Source organism: Glaciecola sp. 33A (assembly GCF_002836745.1).
Taxonomy (GTDB): Bacteria; Pseudomonadota; Gammaproteobacteria; order Enterobacterales; family Alteromonadaceae; genus Glaciecola.
The window spans coordinates 773,118-789,754 of record NZ_PJAR01000044.1; the positions used below are offsets into that span (position 1 = coordinate 773,118).

Here is a 16,637-nt window from a genome sequence, read left to right on the forward strand (position 1 = left end):
AGTGATAACAGGAAAATATTATGTTTTTTAAATTTCGCAATTCAAATTCATTAACTGAAAACCAAGTGACTGATGAAGCGGTTTATAAACAGCGCAGGGATGTTTTAAAGAAGTTAGGATACCTCGGGGCTGGAACATTACTTGCTGCATCAACAAAGGCGACAGCAGGGCCATTTGATTGGTTTAGTGATGAGGATAAAGCCAAGTTTGCTACCTCAGCACTTAATTTTTCAAAAGTAGAAAGCAATGCATCCTCTGATATTCTGACGCCAATGGACAAAGCCACCGGTTATAATAATTTTTATGAATTTGGAACTGATAAAGAGGATCCGATACAACATTCGCAGTCATTCAGAGTCGATCCTTGGTCTTTATCTATAGAGGGCCTTGTCGAAAAGCCTATTACTCTTGGTTACGATGACCTTTTTTCTTCCTTTGATTTAGAAGAGCGAATTTATAGACTTCGATGCGTAGAAGCTTGGTCAATGGTTATTCCCTGGCTGGGATTTTCGTTAGCCAATATTATAAAAAAAGCACAACCTTTAAGCAGTGCCAAATACGTCTCTTTTCAAACCCTATATGAGCCAAAGCAAATGCCAGGGCAACGCAGTCGATTTACTGGCGGTGGCGTAGATTTTCCGTATGTAGAAGGTTTAAGGCTGGATGAGGCAATGCAATCATTAACAATGTTGAGCGTAGGCATGTATGGTAAAACATTACCACCTCAAAACGGCGCGCCAATTCGCTTAGTAGTACCTTGGAAATACGGTTTTAAAAGTATCAAGTCAATTGTTAAAATTGTGCTGACAGATAAGCAACCTCCGACGACATGGCAAACTCTTGCAGCGGATGAGTACGGATTTTACGCTAATGTCAATCCCAAAGTAGACCACCCAAGGTGGTCACAAGCTCGAGAGAGGCGTATTACAGGCGGTGGTTTATTAGCGCAAAATAGAATTGATACGCTGCCATTCAATGGCTATGACGAAGTTGCTTCTTTATACAAGTCGATGGACCTGAGTAAATTCTATTAAATGCTGAAAATAAATAAGCCGATACGGGCTAACCCTGCCTTTATGAAGGTTGCTCGTTTGCTCGCACATGTGGTTATTTTTGGATGGTTAGGTATTGTATTTTATCAAGGGTTTAGCGACCAACTTGGTGGCGACCCAGTTCAGACACTACTCGACTTCACCGGTATTGGTGCACTTAATTTGCTTGTGATCAGCTTGATTATCAGCCCGCTTGCTATGTCCTTCAAATTTACCCAGTTGCTTCCTTTCAGGCGCCCTGTCGGATTGTACTCTGCACTGTATGGCTTAAGTCATTTTTACGTATTTATTGCCTTTGAGTTACAGTTTGAGATGCAACTAATTTTCGCTGAAATCATTAAACGTCCGTATATAACGGTCGGATTCGTGACTTTAATTATCCTTATAGTGCTTGCTGTGACCTCTGTAAATAGGATTAAGAAGCGCATGGGCACCACATGGTTCACATTGCATAGCCTTGCTTATGTAGCCGTTGTTTTAGCCGGTCTACACTACCTTTGGCTCGTTAAATCTGCATGGTATGAGCCGGCAATATACTTAATATTTTCAGTTTGTTTATTATTCTTAAGACGTGACAAAATTAAAAAAATATTCAAATAGTACTTGCATGTTTATTTATACAGTACTACTGTACGTATACACATAGTGGATAAACAGACAGCAGGTCACTCATATGCAAACCCAATCTTATATGAAAGCTCAATATGTAAGCAGCCGGACATTAGGAAGTTTATTGATAACGAAGTCCTCAATGGTGAGTTCGAATCTTATTGAGCCAAATAACCAAAATGACTTATTGGGTGTCTCGTTTACTCACCACTCAGCGTTTCAGTTGCAGAAATCGAACATAAGAAAAAGTCGTTGGATAGCACATGTTTCATGCAAAACTAAGTTAGCAGCATCACATAAATTGGTGTTAAACATTAAGCCAACACAAACAGCGTCAGCATTCGACATCCTTGAACGACTGCTGTTCTCAAAAACCTGTGCTGTCATATACAGCGATGAAAGACTTCCCTTACATCAAGTGCAAATGCTAAAGCAAATGGCGATTTTTAGCGGCACAGAAGTGATTTTTATTGCTGATAAAGTAGAGTTTAATTTATTGCAATTAGATGACTTAGAAAAAGCGTAATAACAGTGTTCCCTTTGCTGCAGTTGACTATTATAAAAGTTCAACAATATGCTTTCCATGACCTTTCCACCAACACTATGCATTAACAACGGCTTCTAACCAATCATTTTCAAAATCGGACAGACACCGCAACTGAGGTGAACCTTTTAAATTTAAGTAATCGACTGATAGGGGAGTAAAAATGACTACACAAAAATGGTCATTTATATCAAAAGCACTTTCAGCTTTATTGCTATTCGCACTATTGTTGACCTGTGATTCGTTATTAGTTTCTTTTGTTTGAATATCAGCTTCGTCGACTTTACTATCAAAGGGAGCTTTTGGTGAGGGCCAAAGAAACTGCTCTTGCGCACCACGAGACAAATTAGCCCACTGTTGATGTAAAAACTTCTCTGAAAAGAAAGCAGATTGCCTTTTAGAATGAGCCCCATTCTCATCTTTAAGTGTGTCATTACTGACTAATGACACATGCCCAGCAATCCGATATTGCTCTCTGGAACCAGCAAAATACCAACATATTTCAAACTTTTTTGGGGTAGTCGATAGCCAATCAGATACTTTTTCACTGCGAATATCTGTGACTGAAATCAAATTTAGAGAATCAGGTATAAAACCTCTAAATACCATCGTCCTATTTTTGGGAAGCCCATCCACAGAGATACTTGCAACCTGAAAGTATTTGGATTGTGGCTGACTACGATTGATATGCAAACTTCTTACAAGGCGTTGTCTCCAGCTCGGAAATTTAAAATCAGACATTGGGTTTAGCTACCATTGAAAATAATTTATAAAAATTAGCAGTCGTCGCTGCGGCTAACTCGACAACTGATATACCACGCAACTGTGCAATAAAGTGGGCAACATCAACCACATTTGCGGGTTCGTTTTCCTTTCCTCGATGAGGAACTGGAGCTAACCAAGGACTGTCGGTTTCAATGAGTAATCGATCAAGCGGTATGTGTTTAACTGTATCTTGTAACTCTTTCGCTGAGGCGAACGTAACAATACCTGATATGCTTATGTAGAATCCCATTTCCATCGCTTCCCTGGCCATTTCTAGCGACTCAGTAAAACAATGCAAAACGCCGACAGTCGAGGGCTCTCTATGTTGATTTAGCAGTTCAATTGTGTCTTTATGTGCATCTCTAGTATGAATTATCAGTGGTTTTCTAACCACATTGGCGACTTTTATGTGATCAACGAAAGACTGTTTTTGTATCTCCTTCGTTTCTGCGCTATAAAAATAATCAAGACCCGTTTCACCGACCGCAACAACATCATCCTGCTTAACATGAGCTAGCAATTCATCGTAGCTACAAACGTCTTCATTGTGCAAGGGGTGAACACCGCAGGACATTGATACATTATCAAATTTTGATACTTTTGCTTTCATCTCATTAAATTCTTTTACCGACACAGCAACGCAAAGCATATGCTCAACTTTTCTTTTTTTAGCCGCAGCGACGGTTTCGACGAGTTCGTCATCATTCTTCTTTAATCTATCTAGGTGGCAGTGCGAATCTACAAACAAAAAGTTCTCCCGTGAGGTATTTGGATTTATTACTACATAAACCAAAAGGCGTTAATTTTATAGTGCCTAAGGCTAATGAAACGAAGCTACTTGTATACTACGTAATTGGGTAAACAATGAGGTCAATATTAACGATTTATTTAGCCCTGGATGGCTCATGCGCTTTGATGCAATTAAGCAGGCTTGATAGTTTTCATAAGCAAATTCATTTTTATTATTTTTATATATTTCAAGCCAATGTTGCGCCAACCACTTGGCTACTTTAGGCGCATCAAAATGCCATTTTAAAGCGGCTCTATTGGCTGTGTCGCTACCATCAATTAAGCCTTTTAGCGTCATTACAAAGTCATCAAAACCGATGCTATCTGCGTTTTCTAACTCATTCCTATAGGTAATAGGAGAAGAACCATGAGCTATAAGTGCCGCTTTACTCGGTTCTGGTATTTGTAGCATGCGCAACCAATGACAGCTTTGATCATAGCTAGGTAACGCAATGGTTTGTTTCTCACAACGACTCAGTATGGTTGCAAGCAATCGCTGAGATTCGTTAGTCGTCATCAGCAAATAGGTATTTGGTGTCGGTTCTTCAAGTGTCTTTAACAACGCATTGCTAGCTGATTCAGACATGAGTTCAATTTGCGAAATAATAACCACCTTATTACCGCTAAGCTGCGAAGTTTGTGTCACTTTTGCAATTGTTTGTCTAATAGCATCAATACCAATTTGTGACTTATCGGTTGTAATAACATGCAAATCTGGATGTGAGCCTGCGTCAATTAATAAGCATGATTTACATGTACCGCAGGCTTCTTGTGCTGTCTTGTGAGGCGATTCAAAAGCGTCATCAGGTTCAAAAAGACGGGGGCGTTGAGCTTCAACATGAGTGTGAGCTAATACTGATTTACACAGAAGAGCCTTCGCTATTGAATGACACAGTTGTGTTTTGCCGGCATCTGCTACGCCCATAAATAATAAACCATGGTGTAATTTAGCCGCTCGATAGCGCGCCATTAAGGCGTTAAATGTAATTTCTAACCAAGGATACATTATGCTTTCCTACTATCATTGTCGCTACTGGGTTTATTAGTTAGCAGATAGCTTGCATACCAATCATGAAGCACAATTGTTACATCAGAATGCACTTTATCCATCGTTTGCATCGCATCTATTTCGATAGCCTTATTTGACGCAGTGACCAATTCTTTATAGGTTTTTCGGGCATTTTCGAAAAATGTTAAGCCTGATAACTCGATGCGATCTAATTCTCCACGTCCTCTTGCTCTAGCAAGGCCAACACTCGGTTCGACGTCTAAATAAAGAGTTAAATCAGGCTCAAAATCTCCTAATGTCATCGTTCTTAAGGCACCCAACACACTTAGGTCTATTCCTCTTCCTCCTCCTTGATAAGCAACGGAAGACATATCGTGGCGATCACCAATCACCCATTTGTTTGCAGACATTGCGGGTTTGATTTTATTTTCTACCAATTGACTGCGCGCTGCATACATTAACAATAGCTCAGTTTCTTGGGTAACAACTTCATCCCAACTTTGTTTCACACATTCTCGTATTGCTTCAGCCATAGGTGTGCCGCCGGGTTCACGCGTGCACTCAACCGCATGGCCTTTGGTCACTAAAAATGAACGGATTAATTCAATGACTGAGCTTTTTCCTGCACCCTCTAACCCTTCGACAACAATAAATGATGGGGTCATTACTTTCCTTTTTTCAATTGGTATTTACGAACTGCAGCATTATGTTGCGCTAAGGTTTCTGAGAATTGATGAGTTCCATCACCTTTGGCGACAAAGTAAATTGCTTTTGTTATATCAGGCTTAGCAGCAGCTTGAATAGAAGCGGGACCAGCCATCGCGATAGGAGTAATTGGCAAGCCTTTAATTACATAAGTATTGTAAGGGGTTCTCTGTCTTAAGTGCTTTCGAGTTAAATTACCATCAAAACTTTCACCAATCCCATAAATAACAGTGGGATCGGTTTGCAAGCGCATGTTTTGTTTTAATCGATTATCAAACACACCCGATATTATTCCTCGTTCACTTTCAACAGCCGTTTCTTTTTCAATAATAGAAGCCATAATCAGCATCTCATACGGCGAATCATATACAGTGTCAATATATCGTTCCTGCCATTGCTGAGTGATTACTATTTGCATACTAGTATAAGCACGTTTGATAATCTGTGAAGCACGTGTTTGATAATCGAAAAAGTAAGTATTAGCTAATAAACAGCCCTCCAAAGAACGATATTCATTAACACAGAAGGACGTATCAGGACTCGCTACATTTTTATTCGCCTCACTATTGTTTGCAACGCCGACCACGTCATCATATAATGCGTTGGTATCATCAATATCATAATTAACTGCGTCATTATTAGCCAATAACGCGAGCCATTGCCTTAATGTGAGCCCTTCGATTAAGGCAATTGAAAACTGCTTTACCTTACCTTTGGATATAGCGTTAAAGATACTTTCAATACTTGCACCAGACGCGAATTCGTAATACCCCTTTTTTACCGTGCTATATTGTGGATGAAGTTTTAACCACAACTTAGCAAACAATGGATTTCCAAAAACACCCTTTTCTTTCAACTTATTTAATACTGACGTACCTGAGTCGCCTGTTTTTAACTGAATAGTTAAGATTGAATTGGCTGTGCCAAAGTATTTATTTTCGACACCATATTGGTCAATGCTTTGATAAACATAGACAGAAGTTACGACCGTAATAATAAGCAATATCAAGGCAAAAATAGCAATTTTTTTCATTCTTGTTCCTGCACTATTTCGATTGCAACTTTATATGCTAATAGTTGAGTCGATTGAGTCTCAAATTTAATACAGTCGCCGTTCATGTTTAGGAAAGAGACAGGCACTATTTGTGTCACTGCATTACAACTAAATACGCTTTGTGCGGATGCTAATGCTGACACGTTCATGTCACAAACCGTACAAAAAATCTTATTACGGTGCATATAATCCAATATAAATTGTCGCATAACGCCGTTAACACCTGATTTATCTAAACAGGGCGTATACCAGCGACCGTCAATACAATAAAACAAATTCGATGACGTTAATTCAATCATAATGCCTTTTGCATTTGTTAGTACTAAGTCATCAACACCTTTATGGTCAGCTAGTTCAATTTTAGCCATCACCTGTTCTAATCTATTTAAATGTTTAATGCCCGATAATATCGGCTGCTCTGCTAATGTCATTTTAGCAACCCCTAAACCTATGGTTCTGTTAGCGATACGATGATAATTATGTGAACTTGGCAGCAACACTGGAGCACTGCGCAATGACGGTGTATATCCGCGGTCGCTATCTCCCCTAGCAATTAATAATTTAACTACTTGGCATTCCACTTGGTCATTTTTATTACTTAATTTGTAACTATTCAAAGCAAAATCACTGATAAGATCTTTCAAATCATTAATAGTAAATGCTACTTCGTTATTTACGATATGTAATTTTTTCGCATCGCTTAGTAATCGCTTGGCATGTCTATTGAGTAATTCAACATGACCCTTGTTACTTAACATAGTACTAAAACAACCGTCACCATAATTTAATGCACGATTTTTTAGTGTAGGTGCACTAGTTAGTATAAAACCTGATATGTTTGTCATGTTTTGACCATGATCTTAAATATATTATTCAACGTCATTCCCTTTGCTATAGCGAATACTAAAAAGCCACGAACCCGTGGCTTTTTATCATAGCAAATTGTGTTCATTCTTAACTAGTTTTTGAGCAAAATAAACCAGAATTTACGCCGTCCATTTTTTAAACAACAATGAACCATTAGTGCCGCCAAAACCAAATGAATTACACAGTGCGTAATCAGAATCAAATTTTGCCGCCTCATTTGCAACAAAGTCCAAGTCACAACCTTCCCCTGGGTTATTTAAGTTAATAGTCGGGGGTGCTATTGAATCGCGCAGTGCTAGTATAGTGAAAATAGCTTCAACCGACCCAGCAGCGCCAAGTAAATGACCCGTCATCGACTTGGTCGAACTCACTTTTACGCTTTTTGCTGCATCACCGAAGATACTTTTCACAGCACTAACTTCAGCCACATCTCCAGCAGGTGTTGACGTACCATGTGCGTTGATGTAACCCACTTCTTTAGCTTCAATACCAGCATCCTTAAGGGCATTCTTCATTGCAGAGGCTGCACCCTCTCCATTTTCAGGAGGAGATGTCATGTGATAAGCATCACCGCTCATACCAAAACCTACGAGCTCTGCATAAATTTTAGCGCCGCGTGCTTTCGCGTGTTCATACTCTTCTAACATAACAACACCAGCACCTTCACCCATGACAAATCCATCTCTGTCTTTGTCCCAAGGACGACTGGCTTGCTGTTGGTTGTCATTATTTGTAGATAACGCTCTAGCAGCGCCAAAACCAGCGATCGACAGCGGCGTTATTGCTGCTTCAGCCCCGCCAGCTAGCATACCGTCAGCATCACCATACGCGATTAGTCGTGCAGCAATACCAATATTATGCACACCTGTAGTGCAGGCTGTTACGACATTTATATTTGGGCCTTTCAAACCTTCCATAATAGAAAGGAAGCCTGAAATCATGTTTGTAATTGTTGATGGAACGAAGAATGGAGAGACTCTTCTAGGGCCACTATTCAAAAGCTTACTGTGGTTTTCTTCGATTAGCTCTAATCCACCAATACCTGAACCGATTGCAACACCAATTCGTTCCGGATCCACTTTTTCAATATCAATCTGAGCATCACGCAGGGCTTGAATACCGGCAGCAATACCAAACTGAATAAAACGGTCCATTTTTTTGGTTTCTTTCTTCGCAATATAGTCCTCAGGGTTGAAGTCTTTTACTTCTCCTGCAAATTGAGTCGAAAACGTTTTTGCATCAAATCGAGTGATGTCAGCAATACCACTTTTGCCTGCTAAAATGTTGTTCCATGTAGTATCAACATCATTACCAAGGGGGGTAAGCATTCCAATACCGGTTACCACTACACGACGTTTAGTCATGATAGTCTCCATACTTTTTTATAAAACTCAGAAATGAAAAAACGGCCCATAAAGAGCCGTTTTTCTAAAGATTCAATTACGCGTCTTTGTTAGCGTTGATGTAATCAATAGCTGATTGAACTGTCGTGATTTTCTCTGCTTCTTCATCAGGGATCTCAGTATCAAATTCTTCTTCTAAAGCCATTACTAACTCAACAGTGTCCAAAGAGTCTGCACCTAAATCATCAACAAACGAGGCTTCAGATTTTACTTCGTCTTCTTTTACACCAAGTTGTTCAATAATGATTTTTCTTACGCGGTCTTCGATGTTACTCATAATCTCTTGTTCCCTTTACGTGCTTATAAAAATTTGTACGGTAGTTTATTTGCCTACCTGGCTGCTTGCAAGACATTCCCGCAATAATGACTGTGGTCTAACCACAATTTTACTACAGAGCCGGCCTCTAAAACAGACTCTTTTTTTGCTATTTTACTTATATTTGCAATTAAAACAATAGACAAGCAACTATGACATGTACATGCCACCATTCACATGAATAGTTTCGCCTGTAATATAGCCAGCTTCATCGCTGACCAAAAATCCAACAGTTGCCGCAATTTCGTTTGGTGAACCCAATCGATTTGCTGGAATGTCTTTAAATATCGCTTCTTTTTGATCGTCGGTTAAGTTCTTCGTCATATCAGTATCAATAAAACCCGGTGACACAACGTTGACCGTAATACCCCGAGAGGCAATTTCTCTTGCCAGTGATTTACTGAATCCTATCACTGCTGCTTTAGTCGCTGCATAGTTAGCTTGACCCGCATTACCAGTTGAGCCAACGACCGAACCAATATTCACAATTCGACCGTGCCTCTTTTTCATCATGCCACGCAAGACCGCTTTTGATAGCTTGAAGACAGATGTTAGATTGGTCTGAATAATATCGTTCCATTCATCGTCTTTCATCCGTAACAATAGATTGTCGCGCGTAATACCGGCGTTATTAACCAGAATATCTATGCCACCAAACTCTTCATTGATTTGTGATAATAAGTCAGTCATTGAACTGTCGTTGTTGACATTTAGTACCTTTCCAGTGCCATTTGCAGCTAAATACGCTGAAATAGCAGAAGCACCATTATCACTCGTTGCAGTACCAATAACAGTAGCACCCATTGAAACTAACTGTTCGGCAATCGCTTTTCCTATGCCTCTACTTGCGCCCGTTACTAAGGCTACTTTTCCATTTAAACTAGACATTATTTACCTTTCCGCTGAAACACTATAAGTCACTTGGTTGACTAAATGATGACAATACTAAACTTTTATTAATTCTTTTATTGAGACCTGTTAGCACTTTACCAGGACCAACTTCGATGATATCGCTTACCCCTTCATCGCTCAAATACAACACTGACTCCGTCCAGCGAACAGGCAAATAAAGTTGACGTAAAAGCGCATCTTTAATTTTATCTGAGTTACTTTCAATCTTAACATCAACGTTATTGACGACACTGATTAGTGGTTTTTTTAAGGTAATATCATTGAATAATTCGGCTAGTTTTTCGGCCGCAGGTTTCATCAAGGCGCAATGAGAAGGTACGCTAACCGCAAGAGGCAACGCCCTCTTTGCCCCTGCATCTTTGCACAATACGCTGGCTCTATCGGTTGCGTCAGATTGGCCAGCAATAACCACTTGCCCAGGTGAATTGAAGTTCACTGCTGAGACAACTTGTCCTGTTGCATGTGACACCTGCTCACAAATATCAGTAATAATACTGTCTGCCAAACCAATAATGGCATACATAGCGCCGGTTCCTGCAGGTACGGCTTGTTGCATAAACTCGCCACGAGCACGCACAAGCTTTACTGCGTCTGGTAATGAAAAAACACCGGCGCATGTCAATGCTGAATACTCTCCCAAACTATGTCCAGCTAAAAACGCAGGGGAAACCGGCTTTTTAGACATAAGCACTTTGTAAGCAGCTACACTGGCGGTTAACAATGCGGGTTGTGTAATATGGGTTTGATTTAGATTTGTTCCATCATCTTCTTGAACGACTTTCCACAAATCATATCCCAAAGCTGCTGATGCTTCAGCGAACGTGTCTGTTACAACAGAAAATTGTTCGGCCAATTCCTTTAGCATTCCAACACTTTGTGACCCCTGTCCAGGGAATACACAGGCTGTTTTACTCATTTGTCCATCCTACTATTGTGTCTTTCTAATTAAAAAGCGTTTTTGCTGCGTGTGCAGTTAGCGCAAATACGTTATTGCTTATTTTTTAGTCTAATACTTAACCAGTGCCGAAGCCCACGCAAAACCGCCACCAAAAGCTTCTAGCAGCAAGTGCTGACCGCGTTGTATACGGCCATCTCGTATTGCCGTATCTAATGCTGTGGGGACGGTAGCAGCCGATGTATTGCCATATTTTTCTAGCGTCATTACGACTTGATCCAGTGACATATCTAACTTTTTAGCAGTCGCTTTAATAATTCTAAAATTGGCTTGATGCGGCACTAACCAGTCGATATCCGACTTTTTAAGATTATTGGCTTCGAGAGTTTCGATTACAACTTGACTCAACTTTCTTACCGCAACCTTAAACACCTCATTGCCCTTCATCTCACCCCAATTTTCATGCACCGATTGCTCATCACCGCGGGTTGGATTGCCGACGCGTAACAAGTCACCGTGTGAACCGGCTGCGTTAATGTGCGTGGAGAGAATACCGGGCTCTTCACTAGCCTCTATAATAGTCGCACCGGCAGCGTCGCCAAATAAAATCACCATTGACCTATCCGCTGGATCAATAAGACGACTCAAGCAATCAGTACCGATGACTAGAATTCGTTTTACCATACCACTTTTTATATACTGATCGGCAACGCTCAATGCATAGCAATACCCTGCGCACGCTGCGGCAATATCAAAAGCAGGAATGTTGTCTACTTCAAGAATTTTTTGAATTTCGCAAGCTGTGCTTGGCAGTGCATAACGACCGCTAGTTGTTGCGCAAACGATCATATCAAGATCACTGGCATTAATTCCTGCTGCTTCTAGCGCTTTTATGGACGCTTCAGCGCCCATTGTCGCGGCAGTTTCGTGCTTACCAATTAGACGACGTTCTTTTATACCAGTACGATCAATAATCCACTCATCTGTAGTATCAACCATTTTTTCCAGATCTGCGTTTGAACGCACATCCGTTGGATAGTAACTACCCGTTCCTATAAATCGTGAATATATCAATTAATGCTCCATCAAGACTGATTCTATTTTTGTTTTTATTTTGTCTGGAACTGCATTTTCTGCTTCCTCATAAGCTTGTTTTATTGCGTAATAACAAGCTTCTGCCGAAGCGTTCCCGTGACTTTTAACAACAATTCCGCGCAATCCTATCAGACTGGCGCCATTATACTGGTCGGGGTTGATACGTTGATAGAGTTTTTTCAGTAAGGGTAAAGCTAATTTGCTTAATAATCGTGCGAAAAATGTTTCTGTTGTCGCTTGTTTTATTTCATTGATGACTAATTTTGCAATACCTTCGCTCGATTTTAGCGCAATGTTACCGGTAAAACCGTCAGTGACGACAACATCAGCGTCCCCAGAAAAAATTTCATCGCCTTCTACATAGCCAATATAGTTAACGCTTGGACAATCACGTAGCAGTTGATCTGCATGCTTTACCAGCGTATTTCCCTTTATGTCTTCTTGACCCACGTTTAGCAGGGCAACTTTAGGTTCATTAATATGCGAACATTGTTCAGCTAAAACAGACCCCATTACAGCATATTGAAATAGTCCTTCTGCATCACAGTTAACTGATGCACCAAGATCGAGAAGGAGTACTTTTTTACCTTGACCTTTAGGCAGCCAAGAAATAAGTGCGGGACGCGATATTCCTGGTAGCGTTTTAAGAACGTAATAAGCCATTGCCATCAGCGCTCCCGTGTTGCCTGAACTCACACAAGCTTGAACATCACCTGATTTGACTAACTCGATAGCTTTGCGCATAGAAGAGCGTTTTTTTTTGCGAAGCGCTGTGGTCGGCTTGTCAGTCATTGTTACAATTTCATCACAGTCAACAAAATCGACACGCAAGCGTGTTTTGACATCCAGCTCATTACTAAATTGAGCGTATGCGCTCGCATGTCCACAAATAGTCAAATGTAGCTTAGGCAATTTTTGTAGGGAATTTGTTGCAGCAAGCAAAAGAACATGGGGACCGTGATCGCCCCCCATGATATCTAATGCAATTTTTACGTTAGACAACTGTTATCGCCGGATTAAACAGCAATAACTTTTTTGCCTTTGTAAAAACCATCCGCCGTCACATGGTGACGAAGGTGAGTTTCACCAGACGTTTGATCAACTGATAAAGTTGCGCCTGTTAATGCATCGTGTGAACGACGCGTGCCGCGTCGTGCACGTGTCTTTTTATTCTTCTGTACAGCCATAGGTTAAACTCCTAGTCTCGCTTAAGTTCTTTTAAAACCGCAAATGGGTTTTTACGCTCTTGTTCCGGTTCGATTATTCCGAATGTCATATCATCAGGTCCTACGCTGCAATTTTCTTCTGCATGAAGCGCAACAATAGGTAGTGACAAAATTAACTCGTCTTCAATTAACTGAAGTAAATCGATTTCTCCATGGTCATTGACCTCTACTGGATCAAAAGCTTCTGGTAACTCTTCCTCTGTCTCGGCACCCTGCACGGGGCTAAAACAAAATTCAACGTTAATTGAATGAGAAAATTCATGGTTACATCTCTGGCAAAGCAACGTCACTTGCGCATTTGCTGTTCCATGAAAGTAAGTAAGACTCTGCGCGTCTTTTAAAAACTTAACATCCACGGAAACAAAGTCGCCACAAGAAATTACAGACCCGACCAGTCGCTCCATTAAAGAGGTAGAATAAACGCCATCGTAGGTTGAACGTTTCATCGCACTTTTCAGTGGATCTATTAATCGGGGTAGTTTCACTTTATCCATAGCGCGCGCATATTAAAGGTTTACCAGCGTTGAGTCAAAGATTTTAGGCGAATGGTACGAAATATAGCTAGAATGCTTGTCTTTATTTTAATGATTTAGGAATTACACAGTATGAATGCATTTGCTCACGGCTTAATACTCGCCTCTTCTTCACCATATCGCAAACAACAACTAACAAAATTGGGCCATAAATTCAACACGCAGTCTCCTAACATTGATGAGTCAAGGCGAAATGGCGAGACACCATCGGCATTAGTACAGCGACTCAGTTATGAAAAAGCGCTGGCGATTCAAAAATCCTTTCCCAAATCAACGATTATTGGTTCTGACCAAGTTGCGTATATAAAGGAAGCGGAAAAAGGTAGTCCCTTATCTACTATCAATGTTCTGACAAAACCTAATTCTATCAGTAACGCAATACATCAATTAACCGCTTGTTCTGGTAAATCGGTTCGATTTGTAACTGGTTTGTGCTGCCTTTCGCCGACATATGATGCGCAAATCATTTCAGAATATGTTGACGTTACGTTTCGACAACTTAGTCAGCGCGAGATTCAAAACTATATCAACATTGAAAAACCATTAGACTGTGCAGGGAGTTTCAAAGTCGAGGGACTAGGCATCACCTTGTTTGATAAAGTTGAATCTACCGATCCGAATACACTCATCGGGCTACCATTAATCGCCTTGAATAAAATGTTGATTAATATCGGTTTGAATAGCCTGTTGGCCTAATGTACGTGGTTGTAAAGAAACATCCCAGGCGTTATGGAATTCAGGGTTACACCAAATTTGCGTTCATCTATTTAAAGCGACTTTTATAGCGACTTAAAACAAACCGGAATTAGTACAAGGGCACATTCGATAATTGAACTTAACTACACAAATATTTGCATCATATCAAAACTATCAATGATGCTAAGCGGCTTATGTTTTAGTAATTCGGCCTTGTCATGCACCCCATAGGAAACCCCGACTCTGGGCATCCCAATATTTTCAGCCATTTGCATATCGTAAATAGTATCACCTACCATTAATGCTTGTTGCGGCTCAATGTTCCATTCTTTAATTATTTGCAACAACATATCAGAACTTGGTTTCGATTCTGCTTCGTCTGCACAGCGCGATAATTCAAAAAAATGTTTTGTATTGGTATGTTCCCAAGCACGTTCTAATCCCCGACGTGCCTTACCCGTCGCAACAGCTAACCTGGCTTTCTGCTTTAGAAGAATTAGCGTTTCAGTTGCTTTATCAAACAATGGACTCGCAATTTTGTCTTGTTCAAGAAAAATACGTTTATAATGCAAAACAATCTCATCCGCTTTTCTGTCATCAATTGAAAATAACTGTTTTATAGCTGGGTGCAGACTAATACCAATAATGTGCTCAACTTGAGTTGTTGTCGGGATCTCTATTTGCGCTAATTCAGCGGCTTTCTGCATGCAAGCAACAATTTTAGCTGCTGAATCCATGACTGTGCCGTCCCAGTCAAAAATGATGTATTTAAATTTCATGGCTTTGCTTTTCTAATAATTTACGTAGTGCGCTGTCATAGTCAGCTTCAAACTTAAGCCGTTCTTGACTGACCGGATGCCTAAACGACAGACTTTTTGCATGCAAGAATAGCCGATTAAACTTCACCTTCTTTAAATGCGCATCAAATTCGTCATCACCGTATTTGCTATCCATCGCAATCGGATGTCCTGCATGTAAACAATGCACACGAATTTGATGTGTTCTACCTGTTACAGGACTCGCTTCGATTAATGTGGAACGCGCATAACTTTGCAAAATTCGGTAGCGTGTTTCAGAGGGTTTTCCTTGGTCAGAAACGGAGACCAGTCTTTCTCCACTTTTGAGTACGTTTTTTTGTAATGGCGCAATAACTTTGAAGCAATCCGCTGGCCACTGTCCAACCACTAACGCATGATAACGTTTATCAACTTGCCTACTGCGTAATTGTTCGTGCAAGTCCCTAAGTGCTGAGCGCTTTTTTGCGATTAATAAACAACCAGACGTATCTCGGTCTAGGCGATGAACTAACTCCAAAAACTGGTGCTGTGGACGTAACGCCCTCAATCCTTCAATAACCCCAAAATTAAGCCCGCTTCCACCATGCACAGCGAGTCCAGAAGGCTTATTGAATACAATAATGCGGTCGTCCTCAAACATGATGTGACTTTCCAGTGTGGAAACGCGATTTAAGTTAACGTTGACTTGTTCTTTTACCGTCGTGCGCACTGGAGGGACGCGCACAATATCGCCTATCATTAATTTGTAATCTGGCTTAACTCGTTTTTTATTTACCCTTACCTCGCCTTTTCTGACGATCCGATAGATCATACTTTTCGGAACGCCCTTGAGTTTGCTGGTCAAGAAGTTATCTATACGCTGAAATTGATTGTCTTCATCAATTTCAAGCGATTGCACATTATTATATTCTTCATTCATTTGGGCATTATATCTCACCTTTGGATTGAATACGCATGCAAATCACTGTTTTTCTGAATTTTTTAAACTGTATTTTACTTACCTACCCTTGTTTATCGGCTCAATATAAGCAATACTACACCTCGGTGCGGCAGTGTCCATCTATTGGCAACAATACAACAGGTCAATGACTTGTTACAAAATAGAGAAACTGTCAAGTCAGCCCTACATGCCAAAATGAGTATACGCGGGCGATAAACGACACCAATTACCAACATTCAGTTTTAAAAAATGAATGTGCGCCTTGATATCGAGTGCTGGGAAAGACATGCACTGCATTCAAAAATAAATGCAACAAGGTTAAATTAAACAGGTAAATAGACTGTTGAACAGATTTGAATTAACGCTAGTGAGGTAAGCTCATTAGTTTAAAAGATTGTAAAGGAAGCCCTAATTTTTTAAGGGTTGTTGG

The 16,637-nt window shown here is 40.4% G+C and carries 20 protein-coding genes; 4 read left to right on the forward strand and 16 right to left on the reverse strand.

The genetic code is table 11. The features are described 5' to 3' along the window. Positions 1 to 20 precede the first annotated feature (20 nt). The 3 genes from msrP (at position 21) to CXF81_RS19545 (ending at position 2,187) form a co-directional block, all read left to right on the forward strand. A complete protein-coding gene (gene msrP, locus CXF81_RS19535) occupies positions 21 to 1,034 on the forward strand; it encodes a protein-methionine-sulfoxide reductase catalytic subunit MsrP (protein ID WP_101183062.1) in 1,014 nt (337 codons plus the stop codon). After that, on the forward strand, positions 1,035 to 1,652 hold the full coding sequence (locus tag CXF81_RS19540; protein ID WP_101183063.1) for a sulfite oxidase heme-binding subunit YedZ: 618 nt from the start codon (positions 1,035 to 1,037) through the stop codon (positions 1,650 to 1,652). 133 nt (positions 1,653 to 1,785) lie between these two features. Further along, the gene (locus tag CXF81_RS19545; RefSeq protein WP_157825588.1) at positions 1,786 to 2,187 is read left to right on the forward strand and encodes a hypothetical protein; all 402 of its coding nucleotides are present in this window, start codon (positions 1,786 to 1,788) and stop codon (positions 2,185 to 2,187) included. A 75-nt stretch (positions 2,188 to 2,262) separates the two neighbouring features. On the opposite strand, the gene CXF81_RS19550 is transcribed toward CXF81_RS19545, so the two are convergent. The 14 genes from CXF81_RS19550 to yceD all read right to left on the reverse strand — a co-directional run bounded on the left by CXF81_RS19550 (position 2,263) and on the right by yceD (position 13,735). After that, positions 2,263 to 2,946, reverse strand: a complete 684-nt coding sequence (locus tag CXF81_RS19550) for a pyridoxamine 5'-phosphate oxidase (RefSeq protein ID WP_101183065.1) — start codon at positions 2,944 to 2,946, stop codon at positions 2,263 to 2,265. Then, positions 2,939 to 3,718, reverse strand: coding sequence for a TatD family hydrolase (locus CXF81_RS19555; protein ID WP_101183066.1), 780 nt, complete (start codon positions 3,716 to 3,718; stop codon positions 2,939 to 2,941). The genes CXF81_RS19550 and CXF81_RS19555 overlap by 8 nt, the downstream gene beginning before the upstream one ends. A gap of 72 nt (positions 3,719 to 3,790) precedes the next feature. After that, complete coding sequence (locus tag CXF81_RS19560) at positions 3,791 to 4,765, reverse strand: AAA family ATPase (RefSeq protein WP_101183067.1); 975 nt, start codon at positions 4,763 to 4,765, stop codon at positions 3,791 to 3,793. Continuing rightward, the gene (gene tmk / locus CXF81_RS19565) at positions 4,765 to 5,433 is read right to left on the reverse strand and encodes a dTMP kinase (RefSeq protein WP_101183068.1); all 669 of its coding nucleotides are present in this window, start codon (positions 5,431 to 5,433) and stop codon (positions 4,765 to 4,767) included. The genes CXF81_RS19560 and tmk overlap by 1 nt, the downstream gene beginning before the upstream one ends. Next, complete coding sequence (gene mltG, locus CXF81_RS19570; protein ID WP_101183069.1) at positions 5,433 to 6,506, reverse strand: endolytic transglycosylase MltG; 1,074 nt, start codon at positions 6,504 to 6,506, stop codon at positions 5,433 to 5,435. Before mltG ends, tmk begins: the two co-directional genes overlap by 1 nt. Next, on the reverse strand, positions 6,503 to 7,372 hold the full coding sequence (gene pabC, locus CXF81_RS19575; RefSeq protein ID WP_101183070.1) for an aminodeoxychorismate lyase: 870 nt from the start codon (positions 7,370 to 7,372) through the stop codon (positions 6,503 to 6,505). The genes mltG and pabC overlap by 4 nt, the downstream gene beginning before the upstream one ends. 141 nt (positions 7,373 to 7,513) lie before the next feature. Further along, positions 7,514 to 8,758 carry a beta-ketoacyl-ACP synthase II gene (gene fabF, locus CXF81_RS19580; RefSeq protein ID WP_101183071.1) on the reverse strand — a complete coding sequence of 415 codons (1,245 nt, stop codon included), beginning with the start codon at positions 8,756 to 8,758 and terminating at the stop codon, positions 7,514 to 7,516. Between the two features lie 76 nt (positions 8,759 to 8,834). Next, positions 8,835 to 9,074, reverse strand: coding sequence for an acyl carrier protein (acpP, locus tag CXF81_RS19585; RefSeq protein ID WP_006011481.1), 240 nt, complete (start codon positions 9,072 to 9,074; stop codon positions 8,835 to 8,837). A 189-nt stretch (positions 9,075 to 9,263) separates the two neighbouring features. Further along, complete coding sequence (gene fabG, locus CXF81_RS19590) at positions 9,264 to 10,001, reverse strand: 3-oxoacyl-ACP reductase FabG (protein WP_101183072.1); 738 nt, start codon at positions 9,999 to 10,001, stop codon at positions 9,264 to 9,266. A gap of 22 nt (positions 10,002 to 10,023) precedes the next feature. Beyond that, complete coding sequence (gene fabD, locus CXF81_RS19595) at positions 10,024 to 10,941, reverse strand: ACP S-malonyltransferase (protein WP_101183073.1); 918 nt, start codon at positions 10,939 to 10,941, stop codon at positions 10,024 to 10,026. A 90-nt stretch (positions 10,942 to 11,031) separates the two neighbouring features. Beyond that, positions 11,032 to 11,991: a beta-ketoacyl-ACP synthase III gene (locus CXF81_RS19600; protein ID WP_101183128.1), complete on the reverse strand. Its 960-nt coding sequence runs from the start codon at positions 11,989 to 11,991 to the stop codon at positions 11,032 to 11,034. Between the two features lie 3 nt (positions 11,992 to 11,994). Next, positions 11,995 to 13,017 (reverse strand): phosphate acyltransferase PlsX, encoded by a 1,023-nt coding sequence (gene plsX, locus CXF81_RS19605; protein ID WP_101183074.1) that lies wholly within the window; start codon positions 13,015 to 13,017, stop codon positions 11,995 to 11,997. A gap of 14 nt (positions 13,018 to 13,031) precedes the next feature. Further along, on the reverse strand, positions 13,032 to 13,202 hold the full coding sequence (gene rpmF / locus CXF81_RS19610) for a 50S ribosomal protein L32 (RefSeq protein ID WP_006011475.1): 171 nt from the start codon (positions 13,200 to 13,202) through the stop codon (positions 13,032 to 13,034). A gap of 11 nt (positions 13,203 to 13,213) precedes the next feature. Beyond that, on the reverse strand, positions 13,214 to 13,735 hold the full coding sequence (gene yceD, locus CXF81_RS19615) for a 23S rRNA accumulation protein YceD (protein WP_101183075.1): 522 nt from the start codon (positions 13,733 to 13,735) through the stop codon (positions 13,214 to 13,216). 111 nt (positions 13,736 to 13,846) lie between these two features. Between yceD and CXF81_RS19620 the strand changes: the two genes are divergently transcribed. After that, positions 13,847 to 14,470 (forward strand): nucleoside triphosphate pyrophosphatase, encoded by a 624-nt coding sequence (locus CXF81_RS19620; protein WP_101183076.1) that lies wholly within the window; start codon positions 13,847 to 13,849, stop codon positions 14,468 to 14,470. A 143-nt stretch (positions 14,471 to 14,613) separates the two neighbouring features. Here the strand turns inward: CXF81_RS19620 and CXF81_RS19625 are convergent, their stop codons facing one another. After that, the gene (locus tag CXF81_RS19625; RefSeq protein WP_101183077.1) at positions 14,614 to 15,249 is read right to left on the reverse strand and encodes an HAD-IA family hydrolase; all 636 of its coding nucleotides are present in this window, start codon (positions 15,247 to 15,249) and stop codon (positions 14,614 to 14,616) included. Then, entirely contained in the window at positions 15,239 to 16,186 is a 948-nt protein-coding gene (rluC, locus tag CXF81_RS19630) for a 23S rRNA pseudouridine(955/2504/2580) synthase RluC (RefSeq protein ID WP_101183078.1), read from the reverse strand. The genes CXF81_RS19625 and rluC overlap by 11 nt, the downstream gene beginning before the upstream one ends. Between the last annotated feature and the right edge of the window lie 451 nt (positions 16,187 to 16,637).

What these genes read in the sequence shown, in the direction of transcription:
- mltG (WP_101183069.1), bottom strand. Translation starts at nt 6,506, where the DNA reads ATGAAAAAAATTGCTATTTTTGCCTTGATATTGCTTATTATTACGGTC.
- CXF81_RS19620 (WP_101183076.1), top strand. Translation starts at nt 13,847, where the DNA reads ATGAATGCATTTGCTCACGGCTTAATACTCGCCTCTTCTTCACCATAT.
- pabC (WP_101183070.1), bottom strand. Translation starts at nt 7,372, where the DNA reads ATGACAAACATATCAGGTTTTATACTAACTAGTGCACCTACACTAAAA.
- msrP (WP_101183062.1), top strand. Translation starts at nt 21, where the DNA reads ATGTTTTTTAAATTTCGCAATTCAAATTCATTAACTGAAAACCAAGTG.
- CXF81_RS19625 (WP_101183077.1), bottom strand. Translation starts at nt 15,249, where the DNA reads ATGAAATTTAAATACATCATTTTTGACTGGGACGGCACAGTCATGGAT.
- fabF (WP_101183071.1), bottom strand. Translation starts at nt 8,758, where the DNA reads ATGACTAAACGTCGTGTAGTGGTAACCGGTATTGGAATGCTTACCCCC.
- CXF81_RS19540 (WP_101183063.1), top strand. Translation starts at nt 1,035, where the DNA reads ATGCTGAAAATAAATAAGCCGATACGGGCTAACCCTGCCTTTATGAAG.
- acpP (WP_006011481.1), bottom strand. Translation starts at nt 9,074, where the DNA reads ATGAGTAACATCGAAGACCGCGTAAGAAAAATCATTATTGAACAACTT.
- CXF81_RS19560 (WP_101183067.1), bottom strand. Translation starts at nt 4,765, where the DNA reads ATGTATCCTTGGTTAGAAATTACATTTAACGCCTTAATGGCGCGCTAT.
- fabD (WP_101183073.1), bottom strand. Translation starts at nt 10,941, where the DNA reads ATGAGTAAAACAGCCTGTGTATTCCCTGGACAGGGGTCACAAAGTGTT.
- tmk (WP_101183068.1), bottom strand. Translation starts at nt 5,433, where the DNA reads ATGACCCCATCATTTATTGTTGTCGAAGGGTTAGAGGGTGCAGGAAAA.
- rluC (WP_101183078.1), bottom strand. Translation starts at nt 16,186, where the DNA reads ATGAATGAAGAATATAATAATGTGCAATCGCTTGAAATTGATGAAGAC.
- fabG (WP_101183072.1), bottom strand. Translation starts at nt 10,001, where the DNA reads ATGTCTAGTTTAAATGGAAAAGTAGCCTTAGTAACGGGCGCAAGTAGA.
- CXF81_RS19550 (WP_101183065.1), bottom strand. Translation starts at nt 2,946, where the DNA reads ATGTCTGATTTTAAATTTCCGAGCTGGAGACAACGCCTTGTAAGAAGT.
- yceD (WP_101183075.1), bottom strand. Translation starts at nt 13,735, where the DNA reads ATGGATAAAGTGAAACTACCCCGATTAATAGATCCACTGAAAAGTGCG.
- rpmF (WP_006011475.1), bottom strand. Translation starts at nt 13,202, where the DNA reads ATGGCTGTACAGAAGAATAAAAAGACACGTGCACGACGCGGCACGCGT.